The 15,711-nt window shown below is 74.1% G+C and carries 14 protein-coding genes; 8 read left to right on the forward strand and 6 right to left on the reverse strand.

Annotated elements, in window-relative coordinates; translation table 11 throughout:
• From KBY32_RS32955 to KBY32_RS32970, 4 genes are read right to left on the reverse strand one after another with little or no spacing between them, the layout of a single operon-like run.
• Positions 1-1,047 (reverse strand): nitronate monooxygenase family protein, encoded by a 1,047-nt coding sequence (locus KBY32_RS32955; protein WP_210982660.1) that lies wholly within the window; start codon positions 1,045-1,047, stop codon positions 1-3.
• Entirely contained in the window at positions 1,047-1,766 is a 720-nt protein-coding gene (locus KBY32_RS32960; RefSeq protein WP_210982661.1) for a CoA-transferase subunit beta, read from the reverse strand. Before KBY32_RS32960 ends, KBY32_RS32955 begins: the two co-directional genes overlap by 1 nt.
• Positions 1,763-2,599 (reverse strand): CoA transferase subunit A, encoded by an 837-nt coding sequence (locus KBY32_RS32965; RefSeq protein ID WP_210982662.1) that lies wholly within the window; start codon positions 2,597-2,599, stop codon positions 1,763-1,765. The genes KBY32_RS32960 and KBY32_RS32965 overlap by 4 nt, the downstream gene beginning before the upstream one ends.
• Entirely contained in the window at positions 2,600-3,367 is a 768-nt protein-coding gene (locus KBY32_RS32970; RefSeq protein ID WP_210982663.1) for an enoyl-CoA hydratase family protein, read from the reverse strand.
• A 54-nt stretch (positions 3,368-3,421) separates the two neighbouring features.
• Here KBY32_RS32970 and KBY32_RS32975 point away from each other — a divergent pair, with 54 nt between their 5' ends.
• Positions 3,422-4,162 (forward strand): SDR family oxidoreductase, encoded by a 741-nt coding sequence (locus KBY32_RS32975; RefSeq protein ID WP_210982664.1) that lies wholly within the window; start codon positions 3,422-3,424, stop codon positions 4,160-4,162.
• Between the two features lies 1 nt (position 4,163).
• The gene (locus KBY32_RS32980) at positions 4,164-5,069 is read left to right on the forward strand and encodes an SDR family oxidoreductase (protein ID WP_210982665.1); all 906 of its coding nucleotides are present in this window, start codon (positions 4,164-4,166) and stop codon (positions 5,067-5,069) included.
• A 19-nt stretch (positions 5,070-5,088) separates the two neighbouring features.
• Here KBY32_RS32980 and KBY32_RS32985 read toward each other — a convergent pair whose 3' ends face one another.
• Positions 5,089-5,985 (reverse strand): hypothetical protein, encoded by an 897-nt coding sequence (locus tag KBY32_RS32985; protein WP_210982666.1) that lies wholly within the window; start codon positions 5,983-5,985, stop codon positions 5,089-5,091.
• Between the two features lie 159 nt (positions 5,986-6,144).
• On the opposite strand from KBY32_RS32985, the gene KBY32_RS32990 reads away from it, so the two are divergent.
• On the forward strand, positions 6,145-6,948 hold the full coding sequence (locus KBY32_RS32990; protein ID WP_055621546.1) for a trypsin-like serine protease: 804 nt from the start codon (positions 6,145-6,147) through the stop codon (positions 6,946-6,948).
• 9 nt (positions 6,949-6,957) lie between these two features.
• Here KBY32_RS32990 and KBY32_RS32995 read toward each other — a convergent pair whose 3' ends face one another.
• The gene (locus KBY32_RS32995) at positions 6,958-8,709 is read right to left on the reverse strand and encodes a beta-galactosidase family protein (RefSeq protein WP_210982667.1); all 1,752 of its coding nucleotides are present in this window, start codon (positions 8,707-8,709) and stop codon (positions 6,958-6,960) included.
• 90 nt (positions 8,710-8,799) lie between these two features.
• Here KBY32_RS32995 and KBY32_RS33000 point away from each other — a divergent pair, with 90 nt between their 5' ends.
• The 5 genes from KBY32_RS33000 (at position 8,800) to KBY32_RS33020 (ending at position 15,704) form a co-directional block, all read left to right on the forward strand.
• A complete protein-coding gene (locus KBY32_RS33000; RefSeq protein WP_210982668.1) occupies positions 8,800-9,699 on the forward strand; it encodes an AraC family transcriptional regulator in 900 nt (299 codons plus the stop codon).
• 11 nt (positions 9,700-9,710) lie between these two features.
• A complete protein-coding gene (locus tag KBY32_RS33005; RefSeq protein WP_115509423.1) occupies positions 9,711-10,076 on the forward strand; it encodes a chorismate mutase in 366 nt (121 codons plus the stop codon).
• Positions 10,077-10,202: 126 nt separating this feature from the next.
• Complete coding sequence (pepN, locus tag KBY32_RS33010) at positions 10,203-12,704, forward strand: aminopeptidase N (protein ID WP_210982669.1); 2,502 nt, start codon at positions 10,203-10,205, stop codon at positions 12,702-12,704.
• 190 nt (positions 12,705-12,894) lie between these two features.
• Entirely contained in the window at positions 12,895-14,268 is a 1,374-nt protein-coding gene (locus KBY32_RS33015; RefSeq protein WP_210982670.1) for an aminotransferase class V-fold PLP-dependent enzyme, read from the forward strand.
• A complete protein-coding gene (locus KBY32_RS33020; RefSeq protein WP_210982671.1) occupies positions 14,265-15,704 on the forward strand; it encodes a lysine N(6)-hydroxylase/L-ornithine N(5)-oxygenase family protein in 1,440 nt (479 codons plus the stop codon). Before KBY32_RS33015 ends, KBY32_RS33020 begins: the two co-directional genes overlap by 4 nt.
• Positions 15,705-15,711: the final 7 nt, after the last annotated feature.

Here is a 15,711-nt window from a genome sequence, read left to right on the forward strand (position 1 = left end):
TCAGTACCCGCTCACCCCTGCCCGCGCCTCCTCCGCCTCCCGCATGATCCGGTCCACGAGGTCCGCGCACGACGGCAGGTCGCCGATCACCCCGGCGACCTGCCCGGCGGCCATCACCCCCACATCCGTACGGCCCTCCACCATGGCCGCCCGCAGCAGCATCGGGGTGTTCGCGGCCAGCAGCACCTGGCTCCACGTCAGATCCTTGCCGTGCCGCAGCGCCCGGCCCTCCTGGAGCATCCGGCGCCAGCCGGTGCCCGACAGCGCCCGGTAACCGGCCGCCGCCCGGACCGCCCGCGCCAGCGCCCGCACCCGGCCGGAGCGCTCCAGCGCGTCGACCAGGTCCGTGCGCAGCATCCGGTGCGGCAGACCGTCCACGGCCCGGGTGACCGTGACATCGGCGACCGTGGCCGCCAGATAGCGGGCCTTCACCGCGTCCGGCACCGTCGAGTCCGACGTCAGCAGGAACCGCGTCCCCATCGCCACCCCGGCCGCCCCGTAGGCCAGCGCCGCCACCAGCCCCCGCCCGTCGAAGAACCCGCCCGCCGCCACGACCGGTATCCGCACCGCGTCGACCACCTGCGGCAGCAGCACCGTCGTCGCCACCGCGCCGGTGTGCCCGCCGCCCTCCGCGCCCTGCACGATCACCGCGTCCGCGCCCCACCCGGCGACCTTCTCGGCGTGCCGCCGCGCCCCCACCGTGGGCACGACGAGCACCCCCGCCTCCTTGAACCGGGCGATCAGCTCCGGGGACGGCGCGAGGGCGAACGAGGCGACCCGCACCCCCTCCGCGATCAGCACGTCGGCCCGGTCCCCGGCGTCCGGGGCGTCGGCCCGCAGATTCACCCCGAACGGCGCGTCCGTACGCGATCTGACCTCGCGCACCGCCTCGCGCAGCCGGTCGACCGTCATCGTCGCCGACGCCAGGATGCCCAGCGCCCCCGCGTTCGCCGTGGCCGCCACCAGACGCGGTCCCGCCACCCAGCCCATCCCGGTCTGCACGACCGGATGCCGCACCCCGGTCAGCCGGGTCAGCGCGGTCTCCATCACCCGGCGACCTCCCGCGCCCGGGCGTTCCCCGGGTCGAGGACCTCGCGGATCAACCGCAGTTCTGCCGGGGTGGGCGCCCGCGTCACCGCCACCTCGTCCGCCACCGCCAGCTCGAACGAGGTGGCCTCCCGGACCTGCTCCACGGTCACGCCCGGATGCACCGCGACGAGCCGCATCGTGCGGTCGGGTGTGCCGAAGTCGAAGACACCGAGGTCGGACACCACCCGCCGCAGACAGTGGTGGCGGGCGCCGGCCGCGCGGTCGTTGCCCACCCCGCACACCATGTCGACCCGCTCCACGAAGACCCGCCGCGAGTGCCGGGGCACCCAGTAACTCGTCGGATTGTTCAGGGTGTTGACGGGCGCCCCCCGCACCCCCAGCAGCTGGCGGGTCGGCCGCTCCCAGGGGCCGACGCACGAGATGTTCTGGTTGCCGTGGCGGTCGAGCTGGCTCGCGCCCATCATCACGTGCCGGCGGCCGCCGGTCACCAGCGTGAGGTGCTGCCGGTACGGCAGCCAGCCCTCGACCGTGCCGCCGGGCGTGACCAGCAGGGCCTCCCCGTCGGTCAGCAGCAGATCCGGCGCGAAGGTCAGCCGGGCCAGCCGGGCGCCGATGGACGGGATCATCCCCATGGGGCTGGCCAGCACCTCCCCGTCGTCCCGCCACTCCTCCGCGCAGGCGATCACGCAGTGCTCGGCACGGGTCACCTCCGTCATGGCCGCCTCCCCACGGCCGCCCGGTACGTCTGTTCGTCACCGCCGAGATAGCGGGCCGCGAACTCCGGCCACGACGTCGTCGCGTACGTCCGCTGGAACTCCTCGTCCCGGCCGTAGTCGGGGGCGCAGGACGTGAAGTGCGCGCCGCCCGGCGCCTCGATCACCCCCGTGACCCGGTGCCGCTTGACCAGCAGCGACTGCGGGGGCCCGCCCTTGGCCAACTCGGCGGTGTCGACGATACGTTCGCAGGAGACGTACGCCGTGTCCGCCGCCTCGCAGAACAGGTCGTCGAAGTACGGGTCGGGGCCCAGATACTGCCCGTTGCCCCGCCGGTCGGCGCGGTTGACGTGCACCAGGGCCGCGTCGAGCCGCAGTGCGGGCATGGCCACGAACGTCTCCCCGTCGTCGTACGGCGATGTCACCGTCCGCAGGCCCGGGTTGACCCGCATGACGTCGGAGCCGAGGCCGGCCCGCACCGGCAGGAACGGCATCCGGTTCGCCGCCGCCCGCAGCCCCCACAGGAACATCGCCTCGTCGACCTCCATCAGGTCCAGCTCCCCGCGTTCGCGTGCCGCGCGGAAGTGCGGTTCGAGGGGGATGGAGTCCAGCGTCGCGAACGGGGCGACGAGCCGGCGGATCCGGCCGGCCGCCGCCAGCATCCCGACGTCCGGGCCGCCGTACGACACGACCGTCAGGCCCGTCACCCCGGACCGCAGCAGCGCCCTGACCAGGGCCATCGGCTTGCGGCGCGAACCCCAGCCGCCGATCCCGACGGTCATGCCGTCCCGCAGCCGGGAGACGGCCTCGTCGGCGGTCATCGTCTTGTCCGGCATCTACGCCCCCTCCGTCCCGCGCACCCCGAAGCCGGCCCGCACCCGCTTGGCGACCCCGCTGAGCCCCGCCTCGAAGGTGAAGCCCTGCTCGAAGCGGTAGCTGCGGCGCACATCGACCGGGTCGATGCCGTTGAGCGCGGCCTTGGCCAGACGCAGCAGCCGCCCGTCCTTCGCGGCGATCTCCCGCGCCAGCTCCACGGCGGCCGACGGCAGTTCGGCACGGGGCACGACCCGCCACACCGAGCCGTGCGCGAGCAGCTCGGCCGCGGTGACCGTGCGCGCCGTGTAGTACAGGGCGCGCAGCAGATGCTGGGGGACCAGCCGGGCCAGATGGGTGGCCGCGCCCAGCGCGCCCCGGTCCAGCTCGGGCAGCCCGAACACGGCGTCCTCGCTCGCCACGATCGCGTCCGCGTTGCCCACCAGGCCGATGCCGCCGCCCAGGCAGAAGCCCTGCACCGCCGCCACGACCGGCACCGGGCACTCGTACACCGCGGCGAACGCCTCCGCGCAGGCGTGGTTGACGTCGATCAGCGTGTCGTGGCCGCCGCGCTGGAGCTCCTTGATGTCGACCCCGGCGTTGAACCCGCGCCCCTCGGCGGTGAGGACGACACAGCGGACGTCTCCGTCGCGGCCCGCGGTCCGCACGGCGTCGGCCAGCGCCGACCAGCCGTCCACCGGCAGGGCGTTCACCGGCGGGAAGTCCACCGTGACGACGGCGATTCCCTCGGGATCCGTCCCTTCTTCCAGGGACGAGGTGGAGACACCCATGGCCGCATCAGCTACCTTTCCACCAAACGTTTGTTAGGTGGAGGGTAGCCGGGCATGGGGCTGGACGGGAAGGTCGTGGTCGTCACCGGCGGCACCCGCGGGGTCGGCGCCGGAATCGCGCGGGCCTTCACCGAGGCCGGCGCCCAGGTGCTGACCTGCGCCCGCAGACCGCCCGAAGTGGCGCTGCCCGGCGCCGAGTTCACGCCCCTGGATCTGCGGGACACCGCGGCCGTCCAGGACTTCTTCGGGGCGCTCCCGCGCCTGGACGTCCTCGTCAACAACGCGGGCGGCACCCCCTACCGGCGGCTGACCGACGCCGGCGCCGAGCGGCACGCGCGCGTGATCGAGCTGAACCTCCTCGCCCCGCTGACCGCATCCCTGGCCGCCCACGAGCATCTGGAGCGCACGCGGGGCTCCGTCGTGATGATCGGCAGCGTCAGTGGCGGCCGGCCCTCGCCCGGCTCGGCGGCGTACGGGGCCGCCAAGGCCGGACTGGAGAGCCTCGCCCGGTCCATGGCGGTCGAATGGGCGCCGCGGGTGCGGGTCAACACGCTGGTCGTCGGCATGGTCCGCACCGAGCGGTCGGGCGACCACTACGGGGACGAGCGGGGGGTCGCCCGGGTCACCCGCACCGTCCCGCTGGGCCGCCTCGCCGAACCGGCCGACGTCGGAGCGGCCGCCGTCTTCCTCGCCTCCGACGCCGCCGCCTACATCAGCGGCGCGAGCCTGCTCGTGCACGGCGGCGGCGAGCGGCCCGCGTTCCTGGACGCCGTCACCGACACCGAGGGGGCATGACATGAGCGGGATCTGCACGGGACGGGTCGTCGTCGTCACCGGCGCGGGCCGGGGCCTGGGCCGCGCCCACGCGCTGGCGTTCGCCGCCGAGGGCGCCCGTGTCGTCGTCAACGACCTCGGCGTCGGCCCGGACGGCACCCCCGGCGACGACGGCCCGGCCCGGCGCGTGGCCGACGAGATCCGCGCGGCGGGCGGCGACGCCGTCCCCCACACCGGCGACGTGGCCACCGCCGACGGCGCGGCGTCCCTGGTCACCACGGCCCTGCGGACGTACGGCCGGCTCGACACGCTCGTCAACAACGCGGGGTTCCTCCGCGACCGCATGCTGGTCAACCTCGGCGAGGACGACTGGGACGCGGTGGTCCGCGTCCACCTCAGGGGCCACTTCCTGCCGCTGCGGCACGCCGCCGCGCACTGGCGGGCGGAGACCAAGGCGGGCCGGGCCCCGGCCGCCCGGATCGTCAACACCAGCAGCGGTGCCGGACTCCTCGGCTCCGTCGGGCAGGGCGCCTACAGCGCCGCGAAGGCCGGGATCGTGGCCCTCACCCTGGTCGCCGCCGCCGAACTGGCCCGCTACGGCGTCCAGGTCAACGCGATCGCCCCGGCGGCCCGCACCCGGATGACCGAGGGCGTCTTCGCCGAGGCCATGGCGGCCCCCGGCACCGGCTTCGACGCGATGGCCCCGGAGAACGTCTCCCCGCTGGTCGTCTGGCTGGGCTCGGCGGCGAGCACCGGCGTCACCGGCCGCGTCTTCGAGGCGGAGGGCGGCCGGATCACCGTCATGGAGGGCTGGACGCCGGGCCCCACCGCCGACAAGGGGGCCCGCTGGACGCCCGGGGAGGCGGGGGAGACGGCGCTCGAACTGCTGGGGGAGGCCCACCCTCCGCGCCCCGTGTACGGGACGTGACCGGCAACGGCGGCCGCTGTCAGGTGTCGCACTCCAGCACCGTCCGGCACAGCCCGCACCGCGCGCGGACCCGCCCCCGCACCGGCACCCGGATCCGCTGCTGACACGTCGGACACGGGAACGACACCCGGAGCGGACCCCGCTCCTCCGGCGTGAACGTGTACGCCACCCCCGGCCGCGCCCCGCCCTCCCGGTGGTCCCGCGCCTGCCGCCGGTCATGGGCGTACCGCCGGCGGCCCGCCCACCCGGCCGCGGTCAGCGGCGGCTGCCGCGCGTCCTCCCGCGCTCGCGCCAGACCCCTGCCGTACGACGTGTACGCCTGCGGGCTGGTGAACCACACCGAGGGGTCCTCGTCGAACAGCAGGGACCGCTTGGCCAGGACGTACCCGAACTCCTCCGGGGTCAGATAGCCCAGCTTCTGCGAGGAGGCGGCATCCTCCCGGTAGGCGTCCAGCAGCAGCCAGCCCGCGCCCAGATACGTGGTCACCGTGTCCGTCAGGATCTCGTTGTCCCGGGTGCCGGGGAACGCCAGGTCCAGCCGGTGCAGATACACATGGGTCACCTCGTGCGCCAGCGCCGCCCCGATGTCCCGCCGATGCGTACGGAAGCGGTCGTTCAGCTCGACGAAGTACTCGGGGCCCGCCGTCAGTTCGACGTTCGCCGCATGGCTCATCTCCCGGAACCCGACGACCAGGCGCGCGTCCGGCAGCCGGAAGTGCCGCACCAGCTCGCGCGCCACCCGCTGCGCCCCCAGATGCAGATCGTCCATGTCGCCGAACGCCACATCGGCGGGCGCCACGCTGGCCGCGAAGGTCCGGACCGTCTCGTACGACAGACGCCGGTAGAGCGCGGTGATCGACGCCCGCACCGTGTCCAGGTGCGGAAAGCCGTGCTCGACCGGACCGCCGTTCGCCACGCCGCACCCCCTGGACGTCTCGAACCCGATTCCACTCTACGGGGGAGTGAGGGGGATTTCCCCGCCGAGGTTCCACACCCCCGGCGTGAGATCCGTCCTTGCCACACCACCCGGCCGATCTTCATACTGCGGGCCGCTCAACACGCCATGAAAGGACGTATGTTGACCCAGAGCCCGCCGAAGAGAACCGGCATATCCCTGGCCACCCGAGCCGCGGCGGTGGGCGCCGTCGCGCTCGCGGTCGTCTCCCTGCAGCCCCTCTCCGCCAACGCCGACACCCGTTCCACCCGCGTCGTCGGTGGAACGACCGCCGCGCAGAACGAGTTCCCGTTCATGGTCCACCTCTCCATGGGCTGCGGCGGGGCGCTCTACAAGAAGGACGTCGTCCTCACCGCCGCCCACTGCATGAACGGGTCCGGCCCCGACACGAGCATCACCGTCACCGCCGGCGTCAACGACCTGACCTCCTCCTCCGCGATCAAGGTCAGGTCGACCAAGGTCAAGGTGGCCACCGGCTACGACGGCACCGGCAAGGACTGGGCGCTGATCAAGCTGGCCCGGCCGATCGACAAGCCGACGCTGAAGATCGCCACCACCGACCGCTACAACCGCGGCATGTTCACGATCGCCGGATGGGGTGACATGAAGGAGGGCGCCAACACGGGCACGACCAAGCTCCGCAAGGCCACCGTCCCCTTCGTCGCCGACCGCGTCTGCAAGCGCCACTACGGCAACCGGCTGGTGTCGAAGGAGGAACTGTGCGCCGGCTGGCAGTCCGGCGGCATCGACACCTGCCAGGGCGACTCCGGCGGCCCCATGTTCCGCAAGGACGACGGGGGCAAGTGGATCCAGACCGGCATCGTCAGCTGGGGCGACGGCTGCGCCCGCACCGGCGTGCCCGGCGTCTACACCGAGGTCAGCCACTTCGCGAAGGACATCGCCCGCGCGGCGAACGCCCTGTGAGGCACCCGCTCACACCGGCCGCAGGAGCGGATCGCGCCCCGCGCCCTCCAGCTCCAGCAGCCACACGTCGTTGACGCCCTCCCGCAGCACCGGCCCGGGCACGTACAGCGAACGCTGGGGGCCCGCGGACCAGTAGCGGCCCAGGCAGAAGCCGTCGACCCAGACGAAGCCGCGGGTCCACCCCGGCAGCTCCAGCCGGGCGTCACCGGCGCCCCGCACCACGACGGTGCCCCGGTACAGCCCCGGGGCACCGTCCCCGGGCACCCCGTCCGACGCCACCTCGCGCACCGCCCCGGCCGCGTCCAGCGCCTCCAGCCGCAGGCCCCGCGCGCGGACGCCGTGCAGATACTGCCGCTCGTGCAGGACGCCCCCGGTGATCCCCTTGGCCTCGCCCAGCCGCGGCCCGTAGTTCACCCGCCCCAGCGACTCCACCCACAGCTCCACGCGCGCGGGCCCGGCGACCGGCTCCGCGAGGACCGCGTCCTCCCCGGTCAGCGTCCCCGCCCGCGCCCCGTCGACGTACACCACGGCCAGGTCCCGCAGCCCGCGCACCGACAGCGGGTACGCCCGCCGCGGCCCCGGCACGTCCAGCGCGTACCGCACCAGGCCCCGCTCGACGCCCAGTTCCTCGAAGGTGGGCGGCACCGGCTCCGTCACCTCCGGTCCGCCCAGCGCCTCCAGCACCCCGTCCAGGGACGCCCAGCCCGCCCACTCCGTCCTCGCCTCGGCCTCCAACACCGGCGGCAAGGGCGGCGGTTCGGGCAGCGGCCCGTCCGCGTACCCGGCGAGGACCTCGCGGAACGCCCAGAACTTCGGTGTCGGAGCACCCCGTTCGTCGATCGGGGCGTCGTAGTCGTACGACGTGACATCCGGCTCCAGCGGGCCGTCGTGCAGCGCCCCGCCCCGGTTGGCGCCCGCCCAGCCGGCGAAACTCGTCCCGCCGTGCGCCATGTACAGGTTCACCGACGCCCCGCACTCCAGGATCTCCCGCAGCACCGCCGCCGCGTCCCCCGGGTCACGGACGGTGTGCCCGCCGCCCCAGTGGTCGAACCAGCCGCACCAGAACTCCATGCACATCAGCGGGCCCTCCGCCCGGTACCGGCGCAGCACGTCGAACGCCTCCCGCGCGTTCGCCCCGAAGTTCACGGTCGTGAGCACCCCGGGCACGGAACCGGCGGACAGCATGTGCTCCTCCGGGCCGTCCGAGGTGCACAGCGGCACCGTCACCCCCACGTCCCGCAACAGCCCCGCCAGCAGCCGCGGATACTCCGCGTCCGAGCCGTAACTGCCGTACTCGTTCTCCACCTGCACCATGACCACCGGGCCACCCCGATCGACCTGCCGGGGCACGACCTCCTCCGCCAGCCGCCCGAACCAGTCCGCGACCCGCCCCATATAGCGCTCGTCGCGGGTACGCGCGCGTGCCCCCACCTCGGCCGTCAGCCACGACGGCAGCCCGCCGTTCTCCCACTCGGCGCAGATGTACGGCCCCGGCCGCACGACCGCCCACAGCCCCGCCTCCCGCGCCGCGTCCAGGAACCGCCCGAGCGCCCCCACGTCCCGCGACCGCCCCGGCTCCGGCTCGTGCAGATTCCACGGCACATACGTCTCCACACAGTTCAGGCCCATCGCCCGCAGCATCGCCAGCCGATGCCCCCAGTGCCCCTGGTGCACCCGGAAGTAGTGCAGCGCACCCGACAGCAGCCGCACCGGCCGCCCGTCCAGCACGAAGCCGTCGTCCCCCACCCCGAAGTCACCCATGCCGCCACCCTCGCCCCTGGCGCCCACCCCGGTCCATGGACAAAGATCGGCACCGCTTGGACCCACGCGCCGGAAAGGGGGCGGACACCCGTGTACCGCACCTGGATGCGGTTCTTCACCCCCGGCCCCGCCCACCACCGGCTCGGCCTGGTCTGCCTCGGCGTCGGCCTCCAGTACGGCCGCCTGCCCACCGTCGGCCCCCGCACCCTCGACCACCACGTCGCCGTCGTCATCAGCACCGGCCGCGGCTGGTACGCCGCCCCCGACGGCCGCCGCACCCCCGTCACCGCGCCCGCCCTGCTGTGGCTCACCCCCGGCGTGCCCCACCACTACGCCCCCGACCCCCGCACCGGCTGGGACGAGGGCTTCGTCGACTTCACCGGGCCCGCCACCACCACCTACACCGACCTCGGCTACATCGAACCCGGCCGCCCCGTCGTCCCCCTCGCCGACGCCTCAGGACCCCGCGCCGTCATCGGCCGCATGGCCCGCGCCGCCCGCCGCGACAACCCCCTCCTCGAGGTCGAGACCGGCGCCGCCGTCCACGAACTCCTCGTCGCCCTGCGCCGCGCCCGCGCCGACCTCGCCCCCGACGGGCACCCCGTCCTCCAGGCCCTCGCCCGCGACGCCTGCCTGCCCCTCACCGTCGCCGACCACGCCGCCCGGCACGGCATGACCCCCGCCGAGCTGCGCACCGCCGTCCGGCGCGGCGCCGGCCGCAGCCCCAAGGACTATCTGCTCGGCATCCGCCTCGGCCGCGCCAAGGAACTCCTCGCCGGCACCGAACTGCCCGTCGCCGCCGTCGCCCGCCGCGTCGGCTACGACGACCCCGCCTACTTCTCCCGGCTCTTCACCCGCCGCGTCGGCACATCCCCGGTCCGCTTCCGCGCCCAGCAGGGCCGCGCCGTCCCCGGCGGCTGGAGCGACCAGGTCCCCGACCCCGCCGATCCGCCCGTGATCGGGCGAACGGACCCTCCGGCCGCCCCGTAGGCTGGGCGCCCATGACCAGCAACACGTCCCCCGACGCCGTCGACCCCGCCGTCCGCGAGGAACTCGCCCGGCTGCGCGACAGCATCGACAACATCGACGCGGCCGTCGTCCACATGCTCGCCGAACGGTTCAAGTGCACCCAGCAGGTCGGCCACCTCAAGGCCCGCCACCAGCTGCCGCCCGCCGACCCGGCCCGCGAGGCCCGCCAGATCGCCCGGCTGCGCACCCTCGCCGAGAACGCCAAACTCGACCCCGCGTTCGCCGAGAAATTCCTGAACTTCATCATCGCCGAGGTCATCCGGCACCACGAGAGCATCGCCGTCGACACGACCGACGGCACCGCACCCGCCGCGGACGCGTCCGCCCCGGGGGAGTGACCGCGGGGCGGCGCCACCCCCGATCCGGCACCGGCTCCGCCCCCTCAGCCCCACACCCTCCCAGGTGAACCGGACATCACGCCCTTACCGGGCCTCCTCTGTGCCTGACCGGCGGCATCAGGCAGCATGTCGTTCATGTCCGTACTGACGCGCGACGAAGCGCAGACCCGTGCCCAGCTCCTCGACGTCCACCGGTACTCGATCGCACTCGATCTGACCACCGGGGACGACACCTTCGACTCGCACACCGTCATCGCGTTCACCACGCGCGCCGACGCGGACACCTTCGTCGAGCTCAAGCCGGCCCACCTGCGCTCCGTCACCCTCGACGGCAGCCCCCTCGACCCGGAGACCCTGGACGGCAACCGCCTCCCCCTGAAGGGCCTCACCGCCGGCGAGCACGAACTGCGCGTCGACGCCGCCATGCGCTACTCCCGCACCGGCGAGGGCATGCACCGCTTCACCGACCCCAGCGACGGCGAGACCTACGTCTACACCCAGCTGTTCCTCGACGACGTCCAGCGCGTCTTCGCCGCCTTCGACCAGCCCGACCTCAAGGCCGTCTTCGACCTGGACGTCACCGCCCCCGACGGCTGGACCGTCCTCGCCAACGGCGTCACCGAACACCTCGGCGACGGCCGCTGGCGCGCCGCGACCACCCCGCTGATCTCCACCTACCTCGTCGCCGTCGCCGCAGGCCCCTGGCACTCCGCGCGCACCGAGCACCGCGGCCTGCCCTTCGGCATCCACTGCCGGCGCTCCCTCGCCCCCTACCTGGACGCCGACACCGACGAACTCTTCGAGATCACCCGGCAGTGCTTCGACCGCTTCCACGAGAAGTTCGAGGAGCCCTACCCCTTCGACTCCTACGACCAGGCGTTCGTTCCCGAGTTCAACGCCGGCGCCATGGAGAACCCCGGCCTCGTCACCTTCCGCGACGAGTTCGTCTACCGCTCCGCGGTCACCGACACCGAACGCCAGACCCGCGCCATGGTCATCGCCCACGAGATGGCCCACATGTGGTTCGGCGACCTCGTCACCCTGCGCTGGTGGGACGACATCTGGCTCAACGAGTCCTTCGCCGAGTACATGGGCTACCAGATCTGCGGCGAGGCCACCCGCTTCCACGACACCTGGACCGACTTCGGCGTCGCCCGCAAGGCCTGGGGCTACGACGCCGACCAGCGGCCCACCACCCACCCCGTGGCCCCCGAGAACGTCGACGACACCGCCTCCGCCCTGCTCAACTTCGACGGCATCTCCTACGCCAAGGGCGCCTCCGCGCTCCGCCAACTCGTCGCCTGGCTCGGCGAGAAGGACTTCCTCGCCGGCATCAACAGCCACTTCGCCCGCCACAAGTTCGGCAACGCCACCCTCGCCGACTTCATCGACTCCCTCGCCTCCGCCACCGAACGCGACGTCCACGCCTGGGCCGACGCCTGGCTGCGCACCACCGGCGTCGACACCCTCAGCGCCTCCGTCGACGCCGTCCCCGGCCAGTGGACCCTCGCCCTGGACCGCGCCGGCAGCCGCCCCCACCGCGTGACCGTCGGCGTGTACGACCGGGACCTCGGCGACGGACGCACCCTCACCCTGCGCGAGCGGTACGAGACCGACGTGCCCGTCACCGAACCGGCGCCGCGCCCCGGCACCCGCCCGGCCCTGGTCGTCCCCAACGACCTCGACCTGACCTACGCCAAGATCCGTCTCGACGACACCTCCCTGGAGACCGTCCTGCGCGGCCTGTCCGGCATCCCCGACGCCCTCACCCGCGCCGTCGTCTGGAACAGCCTGCGCGACATGGTCCGCGACGGCGAACTGGCCCCCTCCGACTACCTGGCCACCGCCGGCGCCCACCTGCCCGAGGAGACCGACCTCGCACTGGTGCAGGGCGTCCTCGCGTTCGCCGCCGGGCACATCACCGACCGGTATCTGCGGCCCGAGGAGCGGCCCGCCGCCCTCACCACCCTCACCTCGCTGTGCCGGGACATCATCCGCCGCACCGAGGACGGCGACCACCCCGGCCTCCGGCTCATCGCGGTACGGCACTTCATCGCCGCCGCCGCCCACCCCGACACCATCGCCGCCTGGCTCGCCGAAGGCACCGTCCCCGGCGGACCCGAACTCGACCCCGACCTGCGCTGGCGCGTCCTCGCCCGGCTCGCCGTGCTCGGCGCCGTCGACGAGGACGCCATCGCCGCCGAACTCGACCGCGACCCCAGCGCCACCGGCCAGGAAGGCGCCGCCCGCTGCCGGGCCGCCCTGCCCGCCGAGGACTCCAAGGCCCGCGCCTGGGACGCCATGTTCGGCTCCGACGACCTGTCCAACTACCTGTTCACCGCCACCGCCCAGGGCTTCTGGCAGCCCGAACAGGCCGACCTGGTACGGCCGTACGTGGCCCGCTGGTTCCAGGACGCGCCCGCACTCGCCGCCCGCCGCGGCCCCGCCATCGCCGACGCCGCCGGCCGCCACGCCTTCCCGGCACACGCCGTCGACACCGAGACCCTGCGCCTCGGCGAGGCCTGCCTGAAGGACGCCGACCCCGCCCCGGCGCTGCGCCGCAGGCTCGCCGACCACCTCGACGACCTCGCCCGCGCCCTGCGCGTCCGCGAGACACAGGGCGACTAGGACGCCGAGAGCGGGGGCGCCGGTTCCGCCGGCGCCCCCTACTCCGCCGTACGGGCGACAGCGGGTAGGACACGCACTCGACGTACGTAAATACCCCCTTTCGGGTTCCGGTCAGGGGGCTTTCCGGGTGGATCCGGGCAACCGGGTCCAAGCTGGAGGCCCTTCCCGTCCAGTGCGCCCGGAGGACCCGATGAGCACGCCCTGGCCGCTCGCGTCAGGCCCCGAAGGCCCCCACGCCCTGCGGCCGTTGCTCGACACCGTGCTCACCGCCCTCGACGCGGGCGGCCGGGCCAGAGGCGGACCGCTGCCCGCCGGCGGCCCCCGCGCCGTCACCGCCCGCGTCCGCGCCGCCCTCCCCGACGCCCTCCCCGAGCACGGCGACCCCGACGCCCTCCGCGACCTCGTGCACACCCTCGCCGAAGGCTCCGCCGACCCCGCCGACCCGCTGTGCGCCGCCCATCTGCACTGCCCGCCCCTCGCCGTGGCCGTCGCCGCCGACCTCGCCGCGAGCGCCCTCAACCCCTCCCTGGACTCCTGGGACCAGGCCCCCGCCGCGTCCGCGCTCGAAACCCTGGTCACCCGCGCCCTCGCCCACGAGATCCACCCCCCGCCCGCCGGCCCCGACGCCCTCACGACCACCGGCGGCACCGAGTCCAACCAGCTCGCCGTCCTCCTCGCCCGCGAGACCCAGGGCCCCGGCGTACGCCTCCTGCACGGCGCCAACGCCCACCACTCCCTGCCCCGCGCCGCCTGGCTGCTCGGACTCCCCGACCCCGTCACCGTCCCCGCACCCGCCGGAGTCCTCGACCCCGCCGCCCTCGACGAGGCCCTCACCCACCTCCCCGGCCCCCACCTCGTCGCCGCCACCGCCGGCACCACCGACGCCGGACTCATCGACCCGCTCCCCGAGATCGCCGCCCTGTGCGCCGCCCACGGCGCCCGCCTCCACATCGACGCCGCCTACGGCGGAGGCCTCCTCTTCAGCGCCCGGCACCGCCACCGGCTCACCGGCCTCGACGCCGCCCACACCGTCACCCTCGACCTGCACAAACTCGGCTGGCAGCCCGTCGCCGCCGGACTCCTCGCCGCCCGCGACCCCGCCGACCTCCAGGCGCTCCACCACCGCGCCGACTACCTCAACGCCGACGACGACACCGACGCCGGCCTGCCCGACCTCCTCGGCCGCTCCCTGCGCACCAGCCGCCGCCCCGACGTCCTCAAGATCGCCGTCACCCTCGCCACCCTCGGCCGCGACGGACTCGGCCGCCTCGTCGACCAGGTCTGCGACCGCGCCGCCGAGTTCGCCGACCTCGTCGCCCGCCACCCCGGCTTCGACCTCTACGACCGGCCCACCATCAGCACGGTCCTGTTCCGGCCCGCGCACGCCACGGACACCGCCGTCGCCGCCGTACGCCGGCACCTCCTCACCGACGGCCGCGCCGTCCTCGGCCGCGCCCACGCCGACGGGCGCCTGTGGCTCAAGACCACCCTGCTCAACCCGCAGGCCCGCCCCGACGCCCTGGCCGCCCTCCTGAAACTGGTGGAAGGAAACACCCCCGGATGACCCCGCAGACCCACCCCCGGCACCCCGCACCCGACACCCCCCGCGACCTCGTCGGCATCGGCATCGGCCCCTTCAACCTCTCCCTCGCCGCCCTCGCCCACCCCCTCGCCGAGGTCGACGCCGTCTTCTACGACCAGAACCCCGCCTTCTCCTGGCACCCCGGCCTCCTCCTCGACGGCGCCCGCATCCAGGTCCCCTTCCTCGCCGACCTCGTCACCCTCGTCGACCCCGCCAGCCCCTGGACCTTCCTCAACCACCTGCGCAGCCGCGACCGGCTCTTCCCCTTCTACTTCGCCGAACGCTTCCACATCCAGCGCGCCGAATACGACGCCTACTGCCGCTGGGTCGCCGAGAACCTCCCCGGACTGCGCTTCGGCCACCACGTCGACGCCGTCCGCTTCAACCCCGAACGCGACGTCTTCGAGGTCGACCACATCCGCCGCGACCCCGACACCGGCATCGAGGAACTCGGCCGCACCCACGCCCGCAACATCGTCGTCGGCATCGGCACCGAACCCGACGTCCCCGACACCCTCAGACCCCTCGTCGACGCCCCCGGCGTCCCCGTCGTCCACGCCGCCGACTACCTCACCCACCGCGACACCCTGCTCGCCGCCGGCCACATCACCGTCGTCGGCTCCGGACAGTCCGGCGCCGAGATCTTCCTCGACCTGCTCCGCCACAGGCCCGCCGGACACGAACGCCTCCACTGGCTCGGCCGCACCGAGTCCTTCGCCCCCATGGAGTACTCCAAACTCGGCCTGGAGCACTTCACCCCCGACTACACCCGCTACTTCCAGGCCCTCGCCGAACCCGTCCGCGACCGGCTCGTCGCCTCCCAGTGGCAACTCCACAAAGGCATCGACGCCGACACCCTCGCCGCCATCCACGACGAGCTCTACCGCCGCACCCTCGACGGCGGCTGGCCCGACACCGTCCTCACCCCCGGCGTCGCCGTCCGCACCGCAGGCCGCCTCGCCACCACCAAGATCGAACTCCATCTGGAGCACCCCGACCAGAACGCCCGCACCCGCCTCACCACCGACGCCGTCGTCCTCGCCACCGGCTACCGCGAACGCCCCCTCAACCGCCTCCTCGCCGGACTCGACCCCTACCTGCGCCGCGACAACAAAGAACGCCCCCGCGTCGACGACACCTACCGGCTCGTCATGGACCCCACCGTCAGCGGCTCCGGCTGCCACGTCTACGTCCAGAACGCCGAACGGCACACCCACGGCGTCGGCACCCCCGACCTCGGCCTCGCCGCCTGGCGCAGCGCCACCATCCTCAACGCCGTCACCGGCAAGGAGACCTACCCGCTGCCCGACCGGACCGCCTTCACCACCTTCGGCCTGGAACAGCCGGAGCCCCGGCTCCCCGAAGCGCGCCGCCCGAAGGCACTGACACCGCTCACCGAGGGAATCCGGGGCTCCTGACCGAGCC

Source organism: Streptomyces sp. RK62 (assembly GCF_018070255.1).
GTDB classification, from domain to species: domain Bacteria; phylum Actinomycetota; class Actinomycetes; order Streptomycetales; family Streptomycetaceae; genus Streptomyces; species Streptomyces nigra.